Annotated in this window: 14 protein-coding genes; 10 read left to right on the top strand and 4 right to left on the bottom strand. The window is 49.4% G+C overall.

Going from position 1 to position 18,412, the window contains the following annotated elements; genetic code table 11:
* The first annotated feature begins 62 nt into the window (after positions 1-62).
* Together argE and ppc are read left to right on the top strand one after the other, a co-directional pair.
* The gene (gene argE, locus M2387_RS23790) at positions 63-1,214 is read left to right on the top strand and encodes an acetylornithine deacetylase (RefSeq protein ID WP_259053080.1); all 1,152 of its coding nucleotides are present in this window, start codon (positions 63-65) and stop codon (positions 1,212-1,214) included.
* A gap of 236 nt (positions 1,215-1,450) precedes the next feature.
* Positions 1,451-4,102, top strand: a complete 2,652-nt coding sequence (ppc, locus tag M2387_RS23785) for a phosphoenolpyruvate carboxylase (RefSeq protein ID WP_259053079.1) — start codon at positions 1,451-1,453, stop codon at positions 4,100-4,102.
* Between the two features lie 103 nt (positions 4,103-4,205).
* Here ppc and metF read toward each other — a convergent pair whose 3' ends face one another.
* From metF to metB, 3 genes are all read right to left on the bottom strand, one after another.
* A complete protein-coding gene (gene metF, locus M2387_RS23780; protein WP_259053078.1) occupies positions 4,206-5,096 on the bottom strand; it encodes a methylenetetrahydrofolate reductase in 891 nt (296 codons plus the stop codon).
* Positions 5,097-5,321: 225 nt separating this feature from the next.
* Positions 5,322-7,754 carry a bifunctional aspartate kinase/homoserine dehydrogenase II gene (locus tag M2387_RS23775; RefSeq protein WP_259053076.1) on the bottom strand — a complete coding sequence of 811 codons (2,433 nt, stop codon included), beginning with the start codon at positions 7,752-7,754 and terminating at the stop codon, positions 5,322-5,324.
* Positions 7,755-7,756: 2 nt separating this feature from the next.
* Positions 7,757-8,917 carry a cystathionine gamma-synthase gene (gene metB / locus M2387_RS23770; RefSeq protein WP_259053074.1) on the bottom strand — a complete coding sequence of 387 codons (1,161 nt, stop codon included), beginning with the start codon at positions 8,915-8,917 and terminating at the stop codon, positions 7,757-7,759.
* A 278-nt stretch (positions 8,918-9,195) separates the two neighbouring features.
* Here metB and metJ point away from each other — a divergent pair, with 278 nt between their 5' ends.
* On the top strand, positions 9,196-9,513 hold the full coding sequence (gene metJ / locus M2387_RS23765) for a met regulon transcriptional regulator MetJ (RefSeq protein ID WP_008457553.1): 318 nt from the start codon (positions 9,196-9,198) through the stop codon (positions 9,511-9,513).
* Between the two features lie 102 nt (positions 9,514-9,615).
* Here the strand turns inward: metJ and rpmE are convergent, their stop codons facing one another.
* Entirely contained in the window at positions 9,616-9,831 is a 216-nt protein-coding gene (rpmE, locus tag M2387_RS23760) for a 50S ribosomal protein L31 (RefSeq protein WP_259053072.1), read from the bottom strand.
* Positions 9,832-10,036: 205 nt separating this feature from the next.
* On the opposite strand from rpmE, the gene priA reads away from it, so the two are divergent.
* From priA to rraA, 7 genes are all read left to right on the top strand, one after another.
* Positions 10,037-12,235 carry a primosomal protein N' gene (priA, locus tag M2387_RS23755; protein WP_259053071.1) on the top strand — a complete coding sequence of 733 codons (2,199 nt, stop codon included), beginning with the start codon at positions 10,037-10,039 and terminating at the stop codon, positions 12,233-12,235.
* A gap of 167 nt (positions 12,236-12,402) precedes the next feature.
* Positions 12,403-13,440 (top strand): DNA-binding transcriptional regulator CytR, encoded by a 1,038-nt coding sequence (cytR, locus tag M2387_RS23750; RefSeq protein WP_259053070.1) that lies wholly within the window; start codon positions 12,403-12,405, stop codon positions 13,438-13,440.
* Positions 13,441-13,647: 207 nt separating this feature from the next.
* Positions 13,648-14,583: a cell division protein FtsN gene (gene ftsN, locus M2387_RS23745; protein WP_259053069.1), complete on the top strand. Its 936-nt coding sequence runs from the start codon at positions 13,648-13,650 to the stop codon at positions 14,581-14,583.
* A gap of 88 nt (positions 14,584-14,671) precedes the next feature.
* The gene (gene hslV / locus M2387_RS23740; RefSeq protein ID WP_259053068.1) at positions 14,672-15,202 is read left to right on the top strand and encodes an ATP-dependent protease subunit HslV; all 531 of its coding nucleotides are present in this window, start codon (positions 14,672-14,674) and stop codon (positions 15,200-15,202) included.
* 9 nt (positions 15,203-15,211) lie between these two features.
* A complete protein-coding gene (gene hslU / locus M2387_RS23735) occupies positions 15,212-16,546 on the top strand; it encodes an HslU--HslV peptidase ATPase subunit (RefSeq protein ID WP_259053067.1) in 1,335 nt (444 codons plus the stop codon).
* Between the two features lie 219 nt (positions 16,547-16,765).
* The gene (gene menA, locus M2387_RS23730; RefSeq protein WP_259053066.1) at positions 16,766-17,689 is read left to right on the top strand and encodes a 1,4-dihydroxy-2-naphthoate polyprenyltransferase; all 924 of its coding nucleotides are present in this window, start codon (positions 16,766-16,768) and stop codon (positions 17,687-17,689) included.
* Positions 17,690-17,818: 129 nt separating this feature from the next.
* The gene (gene rraA / locus M2387_RS23725) at positions 17,819-18,304 is read left to right on the top strand and encodes a ribonuclease E activity regulator RraA (RefSeq protein ID WP_259053101.1); all 486 of its coding nucleotides are present in this window, start codon (positions 17,819-17,821) and stop codon (positions 18,302-18,304) included.
* The last annotated feature ends 108 nt before the right edge of the window (positions 18,305-18,412 follow it).

The following is an 18,412-nucleotide window of genomic DNA, read 5'->3' as shown; positions in this document are numbered from 1 at the left end:
GTATTTTTATTCATAATTAGTGCATGAATATTGATACTATCCTAACCTAAGGGCTGTCAACAGTGAAGATGAAATTACCCCCTTTTATCGAGATTTACCGCGCTTTGATCGCAACCCCGTCTATCAGCGCAACCGACAGCGCATTGGATCAGAGTAATGAGTCTTTAATCAATTTACTGGCAGGCTGGTTTCGGGACCTGAATTTTCATGTCGAAATCCAGCCAGTACCGGGTACACGCAACAAATTCAACATGTTAGCCAGTACGGGCCAAGGTGCAGGCGGTTTGCTGCTGGCAGGTCATACCGACACCGTGCCGTTTGATGACGGACGCTGGACGCGCGACCCCTTCACCTTAACCGAAGATGACAATAAGCTCTATGGTCTGGGCACTGCCGATATGAAAGGCTTTTTCGCCTTCATTCTCGATGCATTGCGTGATGTTGATATTACGCAGCTGAAAAAACCGCTCTATATTCTCGCGACCGCTGATGAAGAAACCACCATGGCAGGTGCGCGCTACTTCTCTGAAAATACTCAGATACGTCCGGACTGTGCGATTATCGGCGAGCCAACCTCTCTGCAACCGGTTCGCGCTCACAAAGGGCATATCTCCAACGCGATTCGTATTCTTGGCCAGTCTGGCCATTCCAGCGATCCGGCGCGGGGCGTGAATGCTATCGAACTGATGCATGAAGCGATTACTCAGATCATGGGCCTGAGAGATAGCTTTAAAGAGCGTTACCACTATGCCGCCTTCGCAGTACCTTACCCGACGCTTAACCTCGGTCATATCAGCGGGGGCGATGCTGCTAACCGTATCTGTGCCTGTTGTGAGCTACATATGGATATTCGTCCGTTACCGGGCATGTCGCTTAATAATCTGGAAGAGTTGCTGGTTGAAGCCTTAGAGCCGGTCAGTCTGCGTTATCCTGGCCGCCTGACGGTTTCAGAGTTGCATCCACCGATTCCCGGCTATGAATGCCCGCAGGATAGCCAGCTGGTACAGGTGATTGAAAAACTTCTCGGCACAGAAACAGAAGTGGTTAATTATTGTACTGAAGCGCCTTTTATTCAGACTCTTTGCCCGACACTAGTGTTAGGCCCGGGTTCGATTAATCAGGCTCATCAGCCCGATGAATACCTTGAAACACGCTTTATCAAGCCAACGCGTGAACTAATTTCTCAAGTTGTTCATCATTTTTGTTGGCACTAGTAAATAGGGTGAAAAGGAGATTTACCCTCCTTTTCTTCTGGTTTTGGGGCTATTTTAATAAGAATTACTTATACACTTACTCCGTAATTAAATTTCATGTATTAAAGCCATTTTTTCGTTTGCTGAAACGATTTCGTAGTAATTGACGAAAGAGTTGTGACGTGGCTTTATAAAAGGCGGTGTTGAACCTTTACGGGTGAAATTAGGTTACATAATAGAGATTGGGTCTGGATCTTATGAACGAACGTTATTCTGCTTTGCGAAGTAATGTCAGTATGCTCGGTACGCTGCTCGGAGATACCATTAAAGACACGCTGGGGGAAAATATTCTCGATCGCGTGGAGACTATCCGAAAGTTATCTAAATCCTCCCGTGCAGGTAATGAGGCAAATCGGCAGGAATTGCTGACAACGTTGCAGAATCTCTCTAATGATGAACTGTTACCCGTTGCCCGTGCCTTCAGTCAATTTTTGAATCTGGCCAACACCGCAGAGCAATATCACAGCATTTCTGCCAATGGCGAAGCTGCCGGTAGCCCTGAAGTTATTTCTAACACACTGAAAAAATTAAAAGAGCAGCCAAATATCAGTGAAGCTGCTCTGAAAGAGGCCGTGGAGTCTCTGTCGCTGGAACTGGTTCTGACAGCCCACCCGACCGAAATTACCCGCCGTACGCTGATTCATAAACTGGTCGAAGTGAATAGCTGCCTGAAGCAGCTCGACCACAGTGATATCGCCGATTACGAGCGTAACCAGATTATGCGTCGTCTGCGCCAGCTGGTAGCACAAGCCTGGCATACCGATGAAATTCGTAAGCAACGCCCTTCCCCGGTTGATGAAGCAAAATGGGGCTTTGCGGTAGTAGAAAACAGCCTGTGGGAAGGGGTACCAAACTACCTTCGTGAGCTGAATGAGCAGATTGAAGAGCAATTAGGTTACAAACTCCCGGTAGACTTCGTACCAGTACGCTTTACCTCCTGGATGGGCGGTGACCGTGATGGTAACCCGAACGTAACCGCAGATATTACGCGTCATGTTCTGTTACTCAGCCGCTGGAAGGCAACAGACCTGTTCCTGCGTGATATTCAGGTACTGATCTCTGAGCTGTCGATGGTGGAATGTACCCCTGAACTCAGCGCCCTTGCCGGAGCAGATGCAGGTCAGGAACCTTATCGCTACATCATGAAAGGCCTGCGTCAGCAATTAACCGCGACCCAAGCCTGGCTGGAAGCACGCCTTAAAGGTCAGCGTCTGCCTAAACCACAAGGTCTGCTAACCAATAACGAGCAGCTGTGGGATCCACTGTATGCCTGTTATCAATCGCTGCAAGCTTGTGGCATGGGCATTATTGCCAACGGCCAGCTGCTTGATACCTTACGTCGGGTAAAATGCTTTGGCGTTCCATTGGTCCGTATCGATATCCGTCAGGAAAGCACCCGTCATACCGAAGCCTTAGGCGAAATGACGCGCTATCTCGGTATTGGTGACTATGAGAGCTGGTCAGAAGCGGATAAACAAGCCTTCCTGATCCGCGAGCTGAATTCTAAGCGTCCATTACTGCCACGCCAGTGGGAACCGACCGCAGATACCAAAGAAGTCCTTGATACCTGTAAAGTGGTAGCAGAAGCACCACAGGGTTCGATTGCCGCCTACGTTATCTCTATGGCTAAAACGCCATCTGACGTTCTGGCCGTTCACCTGTTGCTGAAAGAAGCAGGCTGCACCTTTGCTCTGCCTGTTGCCCCGCTGTTCGAAACTCTCGATGACTTGAATAATGCCGATGACGTTATGACTCAGCTCCTGAGCATCGACTGGTATCGTGGCTTTATTCAGGGCAAACAGATGGTCATGATTGGCTATTCTGACTCCGCGAAAGATGCTGGCGTAATGGCAGCCTCATGGGCGCAATACGAAGCCCAGGACGCACTGATTAAAACCTGTGAAAAAGCCGGTATCGCACTGACCCTGTTCCACGGTCGTGGCGGTTCGATTGGTCGCGGCGGCGCACCTGCTCATGCAGCCCTGCTCTCTCAACCACCAGGAAGCCTGAAAGGCGGCCTGCGCGTGACTGAGCAAGGCGAGATGATCCGCTTTAAATACGGTCTGCCGGAAATCACCATTAGCAGCCTGACGCTTTATACCAGTGCTATTCTGGAAGCTAACCTGCTGCCACCACCAGAGCCGAAGCAAGACTGGATCCATATTATGGAACAGTTGTCTGATGTCTCTTGTGAAATGTACCGCGGTTATATTCGCGAACATAAAGACTTTGTCCCTTACTTCCGCTCAGCAACACCAGAGCTGGAGCTGGGCAAACTGCCATTAGGCTCACGTCCGGCAAAACGCCGTCCAAACGGTGGTGTAGAGTCATTACGCGCCATTCCATGGATTTTCGCCTGGACGCAAAACCGTCTGATGCTTCCAGCCTGGCTGGGTGCCGGTGCCGCGCTGCAAAAAGTGATAGAAGACGGTAAGCAAGACCAGCTTGAAGCGATGTGCCGCGACTGGCCGTTCTTCTCAACCCGTTTAGGTATGCTGGAGATGGTCTTTGCTAAAGCGGACCTGTGGCTGGCGGAATACTATGACCAGCGCCTGGTGAAAAAAGAGCTGTGGAGTCTGGGCCAGCAACTGCGTGACCAGCTCTCTGCGGATATCAAAGTGGTGCTGGATATCGCTAACGATTCACATCTGATGGCGGACTTACCCTGGATTGCGGAGTCTATTACCCTGCGTAATATCTACACTGACCCACTTAACGTCCTTCAGGCGGAACTGTTGTATCGTTCACGCCAAACGGAAGAACGTGGCGAAGAGGTTGATCCTCGCGTAGAGCAGGCCATTATGGTCACCATCGCGGGCGTGGCTGCAGGTATGCGTAATACAGGTTAATTTCTGCTGAGACCCCGCTGATCAATCAGCGGGGTTTTGATTTAACGACAAAAGGGAAAAGCGGCGCTTTTCCCTTTTTAAATTCTTTCAGTTATCCAAATGATTAAACTGTCGGACGTACACCCAGCGTATGGCAGATGGCATAGCTCATCTCAGCGCGGTTCAGCGTATAGAAATGGAAATCTTTTACCCCTTCCCGGCTTAAAATTTTCACCATGTCCATCGCAATGTTGGCCCCCACCAGCTTACGTGTCTCTGGGTCGTCATCCAGCCCTTCAAACATACTATGCATCCAGCTTGGCACACGAACATTGGTCATAGTGGCAAATTTTTTCAGCTGTTTGTAGTTACTGACAGGTAAAATACCCGGCACAATTTCTACATCTATTCCTGCCGCTGCACAGCGGTCACGAAAACGCAGATAGCTTTCAACATCAAAGAAGAATTGTGTGATAGCGCGGTTAGCACCGGCATCAATTTTACGTTTCAGGTTAATTAAATCCGCCTGCGCGCTTTTCGCTTCCGGATGAACTTCCGGGTAAGCGGCGACGGAGATATCAAAATCACCCACTTCTTTTAATAATGACACCAGGTCTGCGGCATAAATATTAGGCTTAGCATGGCCTGCCGGTAAATCACCCCGTAATGCCACGATATGGCGAATACCGTTATCCCAGTAGTCGCGTGCAATACCGAGTAACTCATCACGCGTTGCATCCACACAAGTCAGATGCGGGGCGGCTTCAAGGCCTGTACGCTCTTTAATACCCTTGATAATGCTGTGTGTACGGTCACGTTCACCTGAATTAGCGCCATAAGTTACGGAAACAAATTTAGGTTTCAGGCTGCTGAGTCTGTCGATGGAGTTCCACAGGGTCTGTTCCATTTCACTGGTGCTCGGCGGGAAAAACTCAAAGGAGACATTAATCTGCCCGGCTACTTCAGCCAGACTCTGGTTTAGTGCTTCCCGCTGGTTGGCGTGAAAAAAGCTCATACCCTCACCTCATCAATCGCATCATTATCGTATGTTGTATTTATTGCTATCCAGACGTTTAGACGTCTAGATAGAAGATGACGTAAAAGCGCTTAATCGTCAACAAAAATATGGTTATAGGTTTTGATTAATTCTCATGCTGAATGAAATTTCTTCACGATAGTGAGAGGTGTTTGAATGAATAGCGCAGAAGAGATCCCCTCCAAAGACCTGGAGGGGAGAAGACTACAGTAACTGTGCCAGACGATTTAAGTCTGACTGAATCGCCCCGGCGGTAACATCACGACCCGCACCCGGACCGCGGATAACCAGAGGGTTATCACGATACCAGCGGCTTTCAATCGCAAAGACGTTATCACAAGGTAAAAGGGCAGCCAGCGGGTGTTCGGCGCGAACGGCTTCTACACCCACTCGTGCTTTACCATTAGCGTCAAAACGAGCGACATAACGCAGAACTAAACCGAGCTCCTGTGCCGCCTCAAAGCGCTGTACCATCTGCTCATTCAGCTCATCACCGTTTTCAAAAAAGTTGTCAACGGAATCATCTTCACCGCCGGCTGGAACCAGGGACTCTACGCGAACCTGATCCGGCTCGATATCGTAACCTGCTTCACGCGCCAGAATAACCAGTTTACGCATCACATCCTTACCGGATAAATCAACGCGCGGATCGGGTTCCGTCAGCCCCTGCTGCCAGGCCTGCTCGACTAATTCGGTAAAGGGAACCGTACCGTCAAACTGCAAGAACAACCACGACAATGTGCCAGAGAAGATACCGCTGATAGACAGAATTGAATCACCGCTATCGCGTAAGTCGCGTACCGTATAGTTAACCGGTAACCCTGCACCTACGGTGGCGTTATACAGCCAGTGACGCCCGGTTTTTTCAAAGGCATCACGAATCTGGCGATACTGGTTACCGTTTCCGGCACCGGCTAGTTTATTGGCACTGATGACGTGAAAACCATGGCTGGCAAAATCCAGATACTGACCGGCCAGTTGCTCACTCGCGGTAACATCCAGCACCACTAAATCATCAAAAGGATGTGCACGCATCCACAGGAAAAGTGACTCTTCATCAAGTTCAGTCGCTTCATCATTGAAAAAGGCCAGGGCACGGCTGGCATCCAGCCCCTGCGCATTGAGCAAGCTGCGACGGCTATCGACAACACCCGCCAGAACATATTCAAACCCGGTACGGGCAGAAAGCGTCTTCTGCTCACGGGCAAAAAGCTCCAGCCAGCGCGAGCCGATATTGCCTTTGCCAAATAACACTAGTCCGATACGTTTCTCCGCATGGAATAACGAAGTATGCAGACCTTGAATCAAGTTTTCAGTTGGACCGGTACGTAATACCGCAACCAGACTAATGCCATCTTCTGACTGCCAGGTAAACTCAACCGGCTGGTCTTTTAACTGCTGCCAGAACCTATGACTGTGCAGTGGATTACGACAAACCCCGGCTCCTACAATCGCCACCAGCGCCAGTCCGGCACGCAGGTGGAACTTACCCGGTAAACCGGAGTTTTCAAGCACTTGTAATGCACTTTGAACTAATTCACTGGTATAACAGAATTGCAGCAAGTTGCGATCGGGGTGTGATCCAACGGCCAGAGGGCGGATCTGATGACGGTCAAGGATCTGCCCCAGCTCTTTTTTCAGCGCTTTGAAGTCCTGCTGGCTCGGAAGCTCAAGCTCTATCAGACACACGTCATCATGGCTGGTAACAATGCGCGCCCCGGTTCCGGACGCCAGCACTCGCTCAATGCGGGTTGAACCTTGTTCCGGAGAATAACTACAGCGCAGCTGCAGATCGATATCACTGCCTGATACTGGCTGTAAGGTACGGGTATGTAGTACCGGTGCCGCAAGGCGCGCCAGTTCACTGGCTTCATCCAGTCTCAACAGAGGTAACAGACAGGCATCTTTCACTTTGCGGGGATCGGCGCTGTAGACGCCCGCCACATCACTCCAGATGGTAACGCGTGAAACACCGGCCAGCGCCCCGACTTGTGTTGCAGAGTAGTCGGAACCATTGCGACCCAGTAATACCGTTTCTCCGGCCTCATTACGGCAAATAAATCCGGTGACGACAAAACGTTTATGCGGATGCTGTACCAGAATATTTTGCAGTAACGGGCGAGATCGCGCCTCATCAACCTGAGGCTGAGCGGCGCGTTCCGCACGTAAAAAGTGGCGAGAGTCTACCCAGACTGCATCGATGTTCTGCAAGTTAAGTACCGCAGACATCAGGCGTGCTGACCAAATTTCACCGTGACCGACTACCTCAGCATAAACAGCTTCAGTTATCTCTGTGTCCAGCAACCCAGCAAGGTGTTCAAGATCATGAATAAGCTCGCTCAGTAACGCCTCTGCTTGCTCTGGAGGCAAAGCATCCGTGATAAGTTCACTCTGATAGCGGCGTAATGCTTGCTGCGTTTGATGCGCAGACAGGCGATCGCTCTGACTCAGCTTAAGCCAATTAATCAACTGGTTAGTGGTACTTCCGGCGGCGGAAACCACCATCAAGTCACCTGGCCTTGAATACTCATTCATAATACCTGCGACACGCAGGTAACATTTCACATCAGCCAGACTACTACCACCAAACTTATGCAGTTGACGAACTGGCGCCCCTGCTGGTGCTGAAACACTCATGCTTACCCCTCAGCAGCGATCCGAAAAGCATTTTCCAGATCGGCAATTAAATCTTCGCTATCTTCAATCCCGGTTGAAATACGTAATAGCGTCTCAGAAATACCTGCGGCGGCACGCGCCTCTGGTGCCATTCCCGCATGTGTCATGGTCGCTGCGTGGGAAATTAAACTTTCCACACCGCCCAGCGATTCCGCCAGGGTAAATAGCGTCAGGCTACTCAGAAAACGACGTAGCGTTTGCTCATCACCATCCAGTTCGAAACTCAGCATCGCACCAAAGCCTTTTTGCTGGCGCGCGGCGATTTCATGACCCTGGTTTCCAGGCAAAGAAGGATGATACAACTTTTTCACCAACGGTTGTTGTCCCAAAAAGTCAACAATCGCTTGAGCATTGCGCTGAGCGGCCTCCATACGTGGTGACAAGGTGCGTAAACCACGTAATAGCAAATAGCTATCGAAAGCGCCGCTAGTCACACCAATATTATTAGCCCACCAGGCCAGTTCCGTTACTAGCTCCGGATCTTTAGCTATCACGACACCCGCAAGCACATCAGAGTGACCATTCAGGTACTTGGTACAGGAATGCAGTACCAGGTCTGCCCCTAATGCCAGTGGGTTCTGTAGCGCCGGGCTCAGGAAGGTGTTATCGACAACGCTAACGGCGCCTGCTTCACGTGCAGCGGCACAAATTTTCGTAATATCAACTACGCGTAACAAGGGATTGCTTGGCGTTTCTATCCACACCAGTTTCGGTTTTTCTGCCAGAGCCGCCTGTAGTGCCTGCTCATCATCCTGATCGACAAACAGCACACGATACGCGCCGCGTTTTGCCAGGCTATCAAATAAACGGTAGCTGCCACCATAGCAGTCATGAGGAGCCACCAGCAGGTCGCCAGGCTTCAGGAATACTGTCGTAACTAAGTGAATGGCTGACATGCCGGTATTGGTCAGTACCGCACCGACGCCACCTTCCAGCTCGGCTAAAGCACGCTGAGTGACATCCCTGGTCGGGTTACCACGACGTGAATAGTCATGAGCGCGTGGTTCATTAAAACCGGTGAAGTTATAAGTACTGGAGAGATGGATAGGAGGAACTACACAGCCATATTGTTCGTCGTCATTTAAACCGCTGCGTACTGCTATCGTTGCCTGTTTACGCGTCATTGAGCCCTCACCTGAGTCATTGGGGAAAAATCTGACACCAGATTAAACAAGCTAGTTATAGACGTCAATACATCTGGACATCTAAACTGCTTTGCGTATAGATTGAGCAAAATGCAAATACCCGTTAAAATTATCCGTTTTTAAGCGTATCTGTCTTAGTTTCACGCGCCAGAACCGTTTATCCTAGGCGGGAAACTGATTAAAGAGATTATTGCTGATATCGGCTTATTTGACGATGTGGCTTATTTTCATAGATTAAAGAGGACTAAGGTTATCTCATGGCTGAATGGAGCGGCGAATATATCAGCCCCTACGCTGAACACGGCAAGAAGAGTGAACAAGTAAAGAAAATTACTGTTTCTATTCCTCTGAAGGTATTAAAAATCCTCACTGACGAGCGTACGCGCCGACAGGTGAATAACCTGCGTCATGCGACAAACAGTGAATTGCTGTGCGAAGCTTTTCTGCACGCTTTCACCGGCCAGCCGTTACCGAACGATGCTGACCTGCGCAAAGAACGCAGCGATGAGATCCCGGAAGATGCCAAGGTTATTATGCGTGAGTTGGGGATTGATCCGGATACGTGGGAATATTAATTCTCGCCAGAAAGGCACGCATCAGTGCCTTTTCGTCCACTGACTAAACCACAAAAACAAAAAAGGCGCCAACAGGCGCCTTTTTCTTTCCGGGTGCAAAAATTATTTTTTCGCGCCTGGTACGCTGAAACGCTTGTTAAAGCGATCAACACGACCACCGGTATCAACAACACGTTGCTTACCAGTATAGAATGGGTGGCAGTTACCGCACACGTCCAGGTTCAGGTCGTGACCCAAAGTAGAATGGGTTTTGATAACATTACCGCAAGAACAAGTTGCAGTAATCGCGTTATAACTTGGGTGAATATTCTTTCTCATGGCAAACCTCAGTATAAGGCCGCGTCGCTCTTCCAGCCCTAACGCCAGACACCACGCGATGTTAATAAAAAAATGAATTTGGCACCCGAATTGCGTACCAAAGGCGGCAAATTATACAGAGATCCAATTAAAGGTGCAAACTGATCCGCAAACTCACCATGTGCAGTGTACACTATTACGTCATTTTTCCTGTCAGGATATCTTCATGCCCATCGCCCAAGTAGCCCTTCAGGTCCCTCTGGCACGTACTTTTGATTATCTTATCCCGGAAGGCATGCAGGTAACGCGAGGTTGTCGGGTGCAAGTGGCATTTGGTAAACAGCGCCAGGCCGTGGGTATTGTGATGGCTGTAAAAGAACACAGCGAACTGCCGATAGAAAGCCTGAAACCTGTTTCTGCTCTGCTGGATAATGAGTCATTATTTCCCGAACCCCTATGGCGCGTACTGCTGTGGGCCTCTGAGTATTATCATTATCCGATTGGTGAAGTGCTGTTTCATGCATTACCTGTTCTGTTACGTCAGGGAAAGCCCGCTCATCATGCCCCTCTATGGTACTGGTTTGCCACCGAGCAAGGTAAAGCGGCCGATCTTAATAGCCTTAAACGTGCTCCAAAACAGCAACAAGCCCTGGCGGCATTACGTCATGCCATTATCTGGCGTCATCAGGTAGCTGAGTTAGAAATCAACGAAGCCGCATTACAGGCATTAAAAGCCAAAGGGCTTTGTGAACTGAATAGTGCAGCCCCGACTTCAGAAGACTGGCGTAAAACCTATTCAATGGCAGGAGAGCGGTTAAAACTCAATACTGAACAGGCGACGGCTGTCGGGGCGATACACAGTGGTGCTGACCATTTCTCATGCTGGCTGCTAGCCGGGATTACTGGTTCGGGTAAAACAGAAGTCTATCTCAGTGTGCTGGAAAATGTCCTCGCGCAAGGTAAGCAAGCGCTAGTACTGGTACCCGAAATTGGTCTGACGCCACAAACCATTGCCCGATTCAGGGAGCGCTTCAACGCCCCGGTCGAGGTGATGCATTCCGGTTTAAACGACAGTGAACGGCTAAATGTCTGGCTTAAAGCGCGTAATGGTGAAGCCGCGATTGTTATTGGCACCCGCTCAGCTCTGTTTACACCCTTCTGCCACCTTGGCGTCATTGTGATAGATGAAGAACATGATAGTTCTTATAAACAACATGAAGGCTGGCGCTATCATGCCAGGGATCTCGCGGTTTATCGTGCCTATACCGAAGATATCCCGATTATTCTGGGCTCTGCAACGCCTGCACTGGAAACCCTGCACAATGTACAAACCGGTAAATACCGTCAGCTACGTCTGACAAAACGAGCCGGTAATGCCACACCTGCCACTCAGCATGTTATCGACATGAAAGGTCAGGCGCTAAAATCGGGTTTATCACCTGCACTGATTAAAAGTATCGGTAAACATCTGGCGGCAGATAACCAGGTTATCTTGTTTCTGAACCGTCGCGGTTATGCTCCGGCTCTGTTGTGTCACGATTGTGGCTGGATTGCAGAATGCACTCGCTGTGACAGTTACTATACGGTGCACCAGGGGCAGCGTAATCTGCGTTGCCACCATTGTGATAGTCAGCGCGCTATCCCTAATCAATGCCCGCAATGTGGTTCAACCCATTTAATCTCCGTCGGTATGGGTACTGAACAGCTTGAACATAGCCTGCAACCTCTGTTTCCTGATATCCCAATTTCACGCATCGATCGTGATACCACCAGTCGAAAAGGTGCGCTGGAACAACAGTTGGCTGAAGTGCATCGCGGCGGAGCGCGTTTGCTGATTGGTACTCAAATGCTGGCAAAAGGACACCATTTCCCGGATGTCACCCTGGTGGCCTTACTGGATGTTGATGGCGCGCTTTTTTCTGGCGATTTCAGAGCAGCGGAACGCTTTGCCCAACTTTATGTGCAAGTTTCTGGCCGGGCAGGACGGGCGGGTAAAAAAGGGGAAGTCTTACTCCAGACACACCATCCGGAACACCCTTTATTACAGACCTTGCTGACCAAGGGCTATGATGCGTTTGCCAGCGAGACGTTAAATGAACGTAAAACGGTGTACCTACCGCCCTTTACCAGCCATGCCATGTTTCGTGCGGAAGACCAAAATAATCACCAGGCTGCACTATTTCTTCAGCAACTACGCAACCTGCTGGAAGCCAGCCCCCTGCGGGATGAACAACTGTGGATAATGGGTCCGGTTCCCGCTTTACAGGCCAAACGCAGCGGACGTTTTCGCTGGCAGCTATTACTTCAGCACCCTTCTCGCGCCAGGTTACAAAAACTCATCAGCCATACGCTAATGCTGATTAATACGCTGCCTGAAGCACGTAAAGTAAAATGGACGCTCGACGTCGATCCTATTGAGGGGTAGCACAAAAAGGACTGCTTTATGCGAAGCAGATCGAAAAATTCAATATTCGTCACATTTCCTATGAAATTTTTGTAACTACATACCGCAATAGTCTGATAAGAATGAGGGGTACTGTCAGCGGCACAGGAAGTGTCGGTGATAGCGTAGTACGCACGAGGAGAAAGACGTTGAATTCGACTAAACAACAGGTGGAAAATGCCACCATGAAAGATGTTGCTGTCCGGGCCAAGGTCTCAACAGCAACCGTATCACGTGCTTTAATGAATCCTGATAAGGTATCGCAACATACTCGCCATCGCGTCGAACAAGCCGCGATTGAAGTCGGTTATTTGCCGCACTCTTTAGGTCGAAATATTAAGCGCAATGAATCCCGCACCTTGCTGGTCATTGTTCCTGATATTTGTGATCCTTTTTTTAGTGAGATAATCCGTGGTATTGAGATAACCGCAGCAAGTCATGGTTATCTGGTGCTCATCGGCGATTGTGCTCATCAGAATCAGCAAGAAAAGACCTTCATTGACCTTATCATTACCAAGCAGATCGACGGAATGTTACTGCTAGGTTCCCGCCTGCCTTTTGGTGCCAGCAAAGAAGAACAGCGCAACCTGCCACCGATAGTAATGGCGAATGAATTTGCTCCTGAACTCGAATTGCCAACCGTACATATTGATAACCTGACCGCCGCATTTGATGCCGTCTCTTATTTGCAGAAACTGGGGCATAAACGTATTGCCTGTATTGCCGGACCAGAAGAAATGCCGCACTGTCATTATCGTCTGCAGGGATATGTGCAGGCACTGCGTCGCACGGGTACAGAGGTTGACCCGCACTATATCGCTCGCGGTGATTTCACTTTTGAAGCTGGTTCAGATGCACTGGAAAAACTGATGATGCTGCCTCAGCCTCCTACCGCCATCTTTTGTCATACCGACGTGATGGCCTTGGGTGCAATTTCCAGAGCCAAACGCCGTGGGCTTCGGGTACCGGAAGATCTCTCTATTATGGGGTTTGATGATATAGCACTGTCCCAATATTGTGATCCGCCTCTCACTACCGTGGCACAGCCTCGCTTCAATATTGGTAAGGAGGCTATGCTGCTGTTACTGGATCAGTTGCAAGGTCAGTCGGTAAGCAACGGATCTCGCCTGCTGGACTGTGTTCTGGTTGAACGTGGTAGCACTAGTGCTCCCGGTAAAGGAAAATGAGCCACTTTGTACTCGTATGAACTGGTCAAAGACCTGTCCCTTAAGTAACATATACCCAAAATAATTCGAGTTGCTTGTAGCCGCCAAGTTCAGACAGACGATGGGCATAGACAAACTATGTGATTCGGCAGTCCCTACTGCGACAACACCCAGGCAACTTGAAGTATGACGGGGATAAGGGACTATTAAACGAATGAAGACAACATAGTGGCACAACGAGATTATGTACGCCGCGCGCAATCAACAGGCGCGCGGCGCAAAAAAACTACTTCCCGTAACACGCAACGTCGTTCCTCTGTATCGCCTGCAATGGTTGTTATTGCGGCTGCAGTCGTTGTGGCTTTTGTCAGTGCCCTTTACTTCATCACGCATCGCAAAGCGGAAGAAATAGAAGTTATTCCCGGCCATAAAGTCACCGGAAATGGTTTGCCTCCTAAACCAGAGGAACGCTGGCGTTACATTAAAGAGCTGGAAAATCGCCAGCCCGGGGTTCGTACGCCTACAGAACCTACTGCGGGTGGTGAAGTCATAAATTCAAAACAGTTAACCAATGAACAACGCCAGTTGCTGGAACAGATGCAGGCTGATATGCGCCAGCAGCAGCCGATGCAGCTCAGTGAAGTTCCCTGGAATGAGCAAGCCGCCACAGCTCAACGACAAAAACAGATTCAAGCCCAGCAACAGTCATTGAATACTCAGGCGCAGACCCGTGTGAGTGAATCGACGCGCACACAGCCGGTACAGCAGCCAAGGGTGGCACAGACTCAGCAGCCAAAGACCGTCGCCCAGCCTTATCAGGACTTAGTACAGACGCCTCCTCATACGCAACAAACTAAACCTGCTGCACCAGTTACGACTGTAACCCGTGAGCCAGAACCCGTAAAACGCGCCCCGGAGCCACAAGAGAAAAAAGATGAGAGACGCTGGATGGTGCAATGTGGCTCATTTAAGGGAAGTGAGCAGGCAGAAACTGTTCGTGCTCAACTCGCATTTGAAGGCTTTGCTTCACGTATTACTACCAATAATGGCTGGAACCGTGTGGTTATCGGGCCATTAAAAGGTAAAGAAAATGCCGACAACACCATAAGCCGTCTAAAAATAGCCGGACATGGTAACTGCATTCGTCTTGCTTTCGGGGGTTGAAACCCTAAAAAACCCCCCCATTTATAACTAAATTATGCTCGGTGCGTCGCATCGGGCTAATATTTAGCTGATGCAAAGGGGTCTGCTCGTGACAACAATAGTAAGTGTGCGCCGTAACGGCAAAGTAGTGATCGGTGGCGATGGCCAGGCGACTCTTGGCAATACCGTGATGAAGGGTAATGTCAAAAAAGTACGTCGTTTATATAACGATAAAGTGATTGCAGGCTTTGCTGGCGGCACTGCTGATGCCTTTACGCTGTTTGAACTCTTTGAGCGTAAGCTTGAAATGCACCAGGGGCATCTGGTGAAAGCAGCCGTTGAGCTGGCAAAAGACTGGCGTACCGATCGTATGCTGCGCAAGCTGGAAGCATTGCTGGCTGTTGCAGACGAAAACTCGTCACTGATTATCACCGGTAATGGTGATGTTATTCAGCCAGAAGATGACTTGATTGCTATTGGCTCAGGTGGTCCTTTCGCGCAGGCTTCTGCTCGTGCATTGCTGAATAACACTGAATTAGGTGCTCGTGATATCGTTGAAAAATCGCTGGAAATTGCCGGTGACATCTGTATCTACACCAACCATTTCCACACTATTGAAGAATTATCGTCTAAGGCGTAAGGATCTCCCATGTCTGAAATGACTCCACGCGAAATTGTCAGCGAGCTGAACAAACATATCATTGGCCAGGATAGCGCCAAACGTTCTGTGGCTATTGCTCTGCGTAATCGCTGGCGCCGGATGCAACTGGATGAAGAGTTGCGCCATGAAGTCACACCGAAAAATATTCTGATGATCGGGCCTACCGGTGTCGGTAAAACTGAAATTGCCCGTCGTCTGGCAAAACTGGCGAATGCGCCATTTATCAAAGTCGAAGCCACTAAATTCACCGAAGTGGGTTACGTCGGTAAGGAAGTCGACTCCATTATCCGTGACTTGACTGATGCAGCCGTGAAAATGGTTCGCATGCAATCAATCGATAAAAATCGTTTTCGTGCTGAAGAGATGGCCGAAGAACGCATTCTTGATGTACTGATCCCACCTGCAAAAAATAACTGGGGTCAGTCTGAGGCGCAGTCAGAACCTTCTACAGCGCGTCAAAGCTTCCGTAAGAAACTGCGTGAAGGTCAGCTGGACGATAAAGAAATTGAAATCGACCTGGCCGCTGCCCCAGTAGGCGTGGAGATCATGGCGCCTCCGGGTATGGAAGAGATGACCAGCCAGTTGCAATCCATGTTTCAGAATCTCGGTGGCCAGAAGCAAAAGCCACGTAAGCTGAAAATTAAGGACGCGATGAAGCTGCTGATTGAGGAAGAAGCGGCTAAACTGGTGAATCCTGAAGAACTTAAACAGGATGCTATCGATGCCGTTGAACAGCACGGCATCGTCTTTATCGATGAGTTCGACAAAATCTGTAAGCGCGGTGGCAGTGCTTCCGGGCCGGATGTTTCCCGTGAAGGCGTTCAGCGTGACTTGCTGCCACTAGTAGAAGGCTGTACCGTTTCCACTAAACATGGCATGGTAAAAACTGACCATATCCTGTTTATTGCTTCCGGTGCTTTCCAGGTCGCCAGCCCTTCTGATTTGATCCCTGAGCTACAGGGACGTCTGCCTATTCGTGTCGAATTACAGGCTCTGACCGTGGACGACTTCGAACGAATTCTGACTGAACCTAACGCTTCTATTACCGTTCAGTACAAAGCGCTGATGGCAACCGAAGGGGTGAATATCGATTTTGCTCCGGACGGTATTCGTCGTATTGCGCAGGCTGCATGGCAGGTGAATGAATCGACCGAAAACATCGGTGCACGTCGTCTGCATACAGTGCTTGAGCGTCTGGTAGAAGATATTTCTTACGATGCCAGCGAGATGAATGGCCAGTCTGTGATTATCGACGCTGACTATGTGGGTAAACATCTGGATGAACTGGTTGCTGACGAAGATCTGAGCCGCTTTATCCTGTAATTTCCAATAAATGAATTTTATTTGATTTAAGGGAGGCTTATGCCTCCCTTTTTATTTATAAAGACTGGAGAAAAATGCGCATCACAGTTTATGCTTAACTACCTGTAATCAAGTATTTGCTATCTCTGAAAACAAACATTGGTATTTATAGCCTATCCCATTAGGCTCTTATTACTCACTTTAAGGGGCATGTTCCCTTTTTATCTGGCGCCTGAAATTATGAGCAATCCGCAATCTGCGAGTATGACCCAAGCCTGGCTGGAGAGCCTGCGTCCCCGAACCCTCCCCCTGGCATTTGCTTCTATCGTCTGTGGCTCTGCGCTGGCTTACTGGCAGCATGTTTTTGACCCAGCAATTGCTTTGCTCGCCTTATTAACCGCCGGCCTATTACAGATTCTGTCAAATCTGGCTAATGATTACGGTGACGCCGTAAAAGGCAGCGATAAAGAAGACAGAATCGGGCCATTACGCGGCATGCAAAAAGGGCTGATTACTCAGGCACAGATGAAACGCGCCTTGATCATTACCGTGGTTCTGATTTGTCTGTCTGGTTTCTCACTGGTAGCACTGGCCTGCGAAACCTTTACTGATTTTCTCGGCTTCTTGCTACTCGGTGTGTTATCCATCGCTGCCGCAATCACCTATACCGTTGGTACTCGCCCTTACGGCTATATGGGGCTGGGGGATATTTCAGTCCTGATCTTTTTTGGCTGGATCAGTGTCGCAGGAACCTGGTACCTGCAAGCACATACCCTGGATGTATTAGTTATTTTTCCGGCCACCGCTTGTGGATTACTGGCAACAGCCGTGCTGAATATTAATAACTTACGTGACATCGATAGTGACAGTGAAAACGGTAAAAATACGCTGGCAGTACGACTGGGTCCGGTCGTTGCCCGTCGCTATCATGTCTGCCTGTTAATGGGATCCTTAGTCTGTCTGGCCCTTTTTAACCTGTTGTGGCTCAAGAGTTTATGGGGATGGTTATTTGTTCTGGCAGCACCCTTACTGTTAAAACAAGCTCTCTACGTGTTACGTGAACAAGACCCCATCTCTATGCGCCCGATGCTAGAACGTACGGTCAAAGGCGCTTTACTCGTTAATCTGTTATTTGCCGTTGGCGTGGTACTGAGTACCACTTAACTACCCTTGATAAACTTGATGTAAAACGGGTATACGGGCAATTAATAACAATTAACAATTGATGGTTTTGCAAACAGTTAAGGTTAGGCTATATACTGGAGCACCCTGCAGCAGATGAACCTGAATCCTATGAAATACGATACTTCCGAACTTTGTGATATTTACCAGGAAGAGGTCAACGTCGTTGAGCCGCTATTTTCTAACTTTGGCGGACGGTCGTCGTTTGGCGGGCAAATAATTACGGTAAAATGCTTTGAGGACAATGGGTTGCTCTATACCCTACTCGAAGAAAATGGCCGCGGACATGTGCTATTAGTCGACGGTGGCGGCTCTATACGTCGTGCCCTGATTGATGCAGACCTGGCTCGCCTGGCGCATAAAAATGAGTGGGAGGGCATTGTAGTTTATGGTGCCGTCCGTCAGGTTGACGACCTCGAAGAGCTCGATATTGGTATCCAGGCCCTTGCTGCTATCCCGGCAGGTGTCCCGAGCGAAGGCATCGGTGAAAGTGATGTGCGCGTTAACTTCGGTGGCGTGACATTCTTCTCAGGCGATCATCTGTATGCCGATAACACGGGCATTATTCTTTCTGAAGATGCGCTGGATATCGAATAGATCATCTCATATACCCAAAATAATTCGAGCTGCAGCAAGGCGGCAAGAGAAGGAATCCCGATGAGCTTACGAGAGTAAGTGATTCGGGTGAGTGAACGTAGCCAACGT

Source organism: Klebsiella sp. BIGb0407 (genome assembly GCF_024807845.1).
Classification (GTDB): Bacteria; Pseudomonadota; Gammaproteobacteria; order Enterobacterales; family Enterobacteriaceae; genus JGM124.
This window is presented reverse-complemented; position numbering and strand designations above follow the sequence as displayed.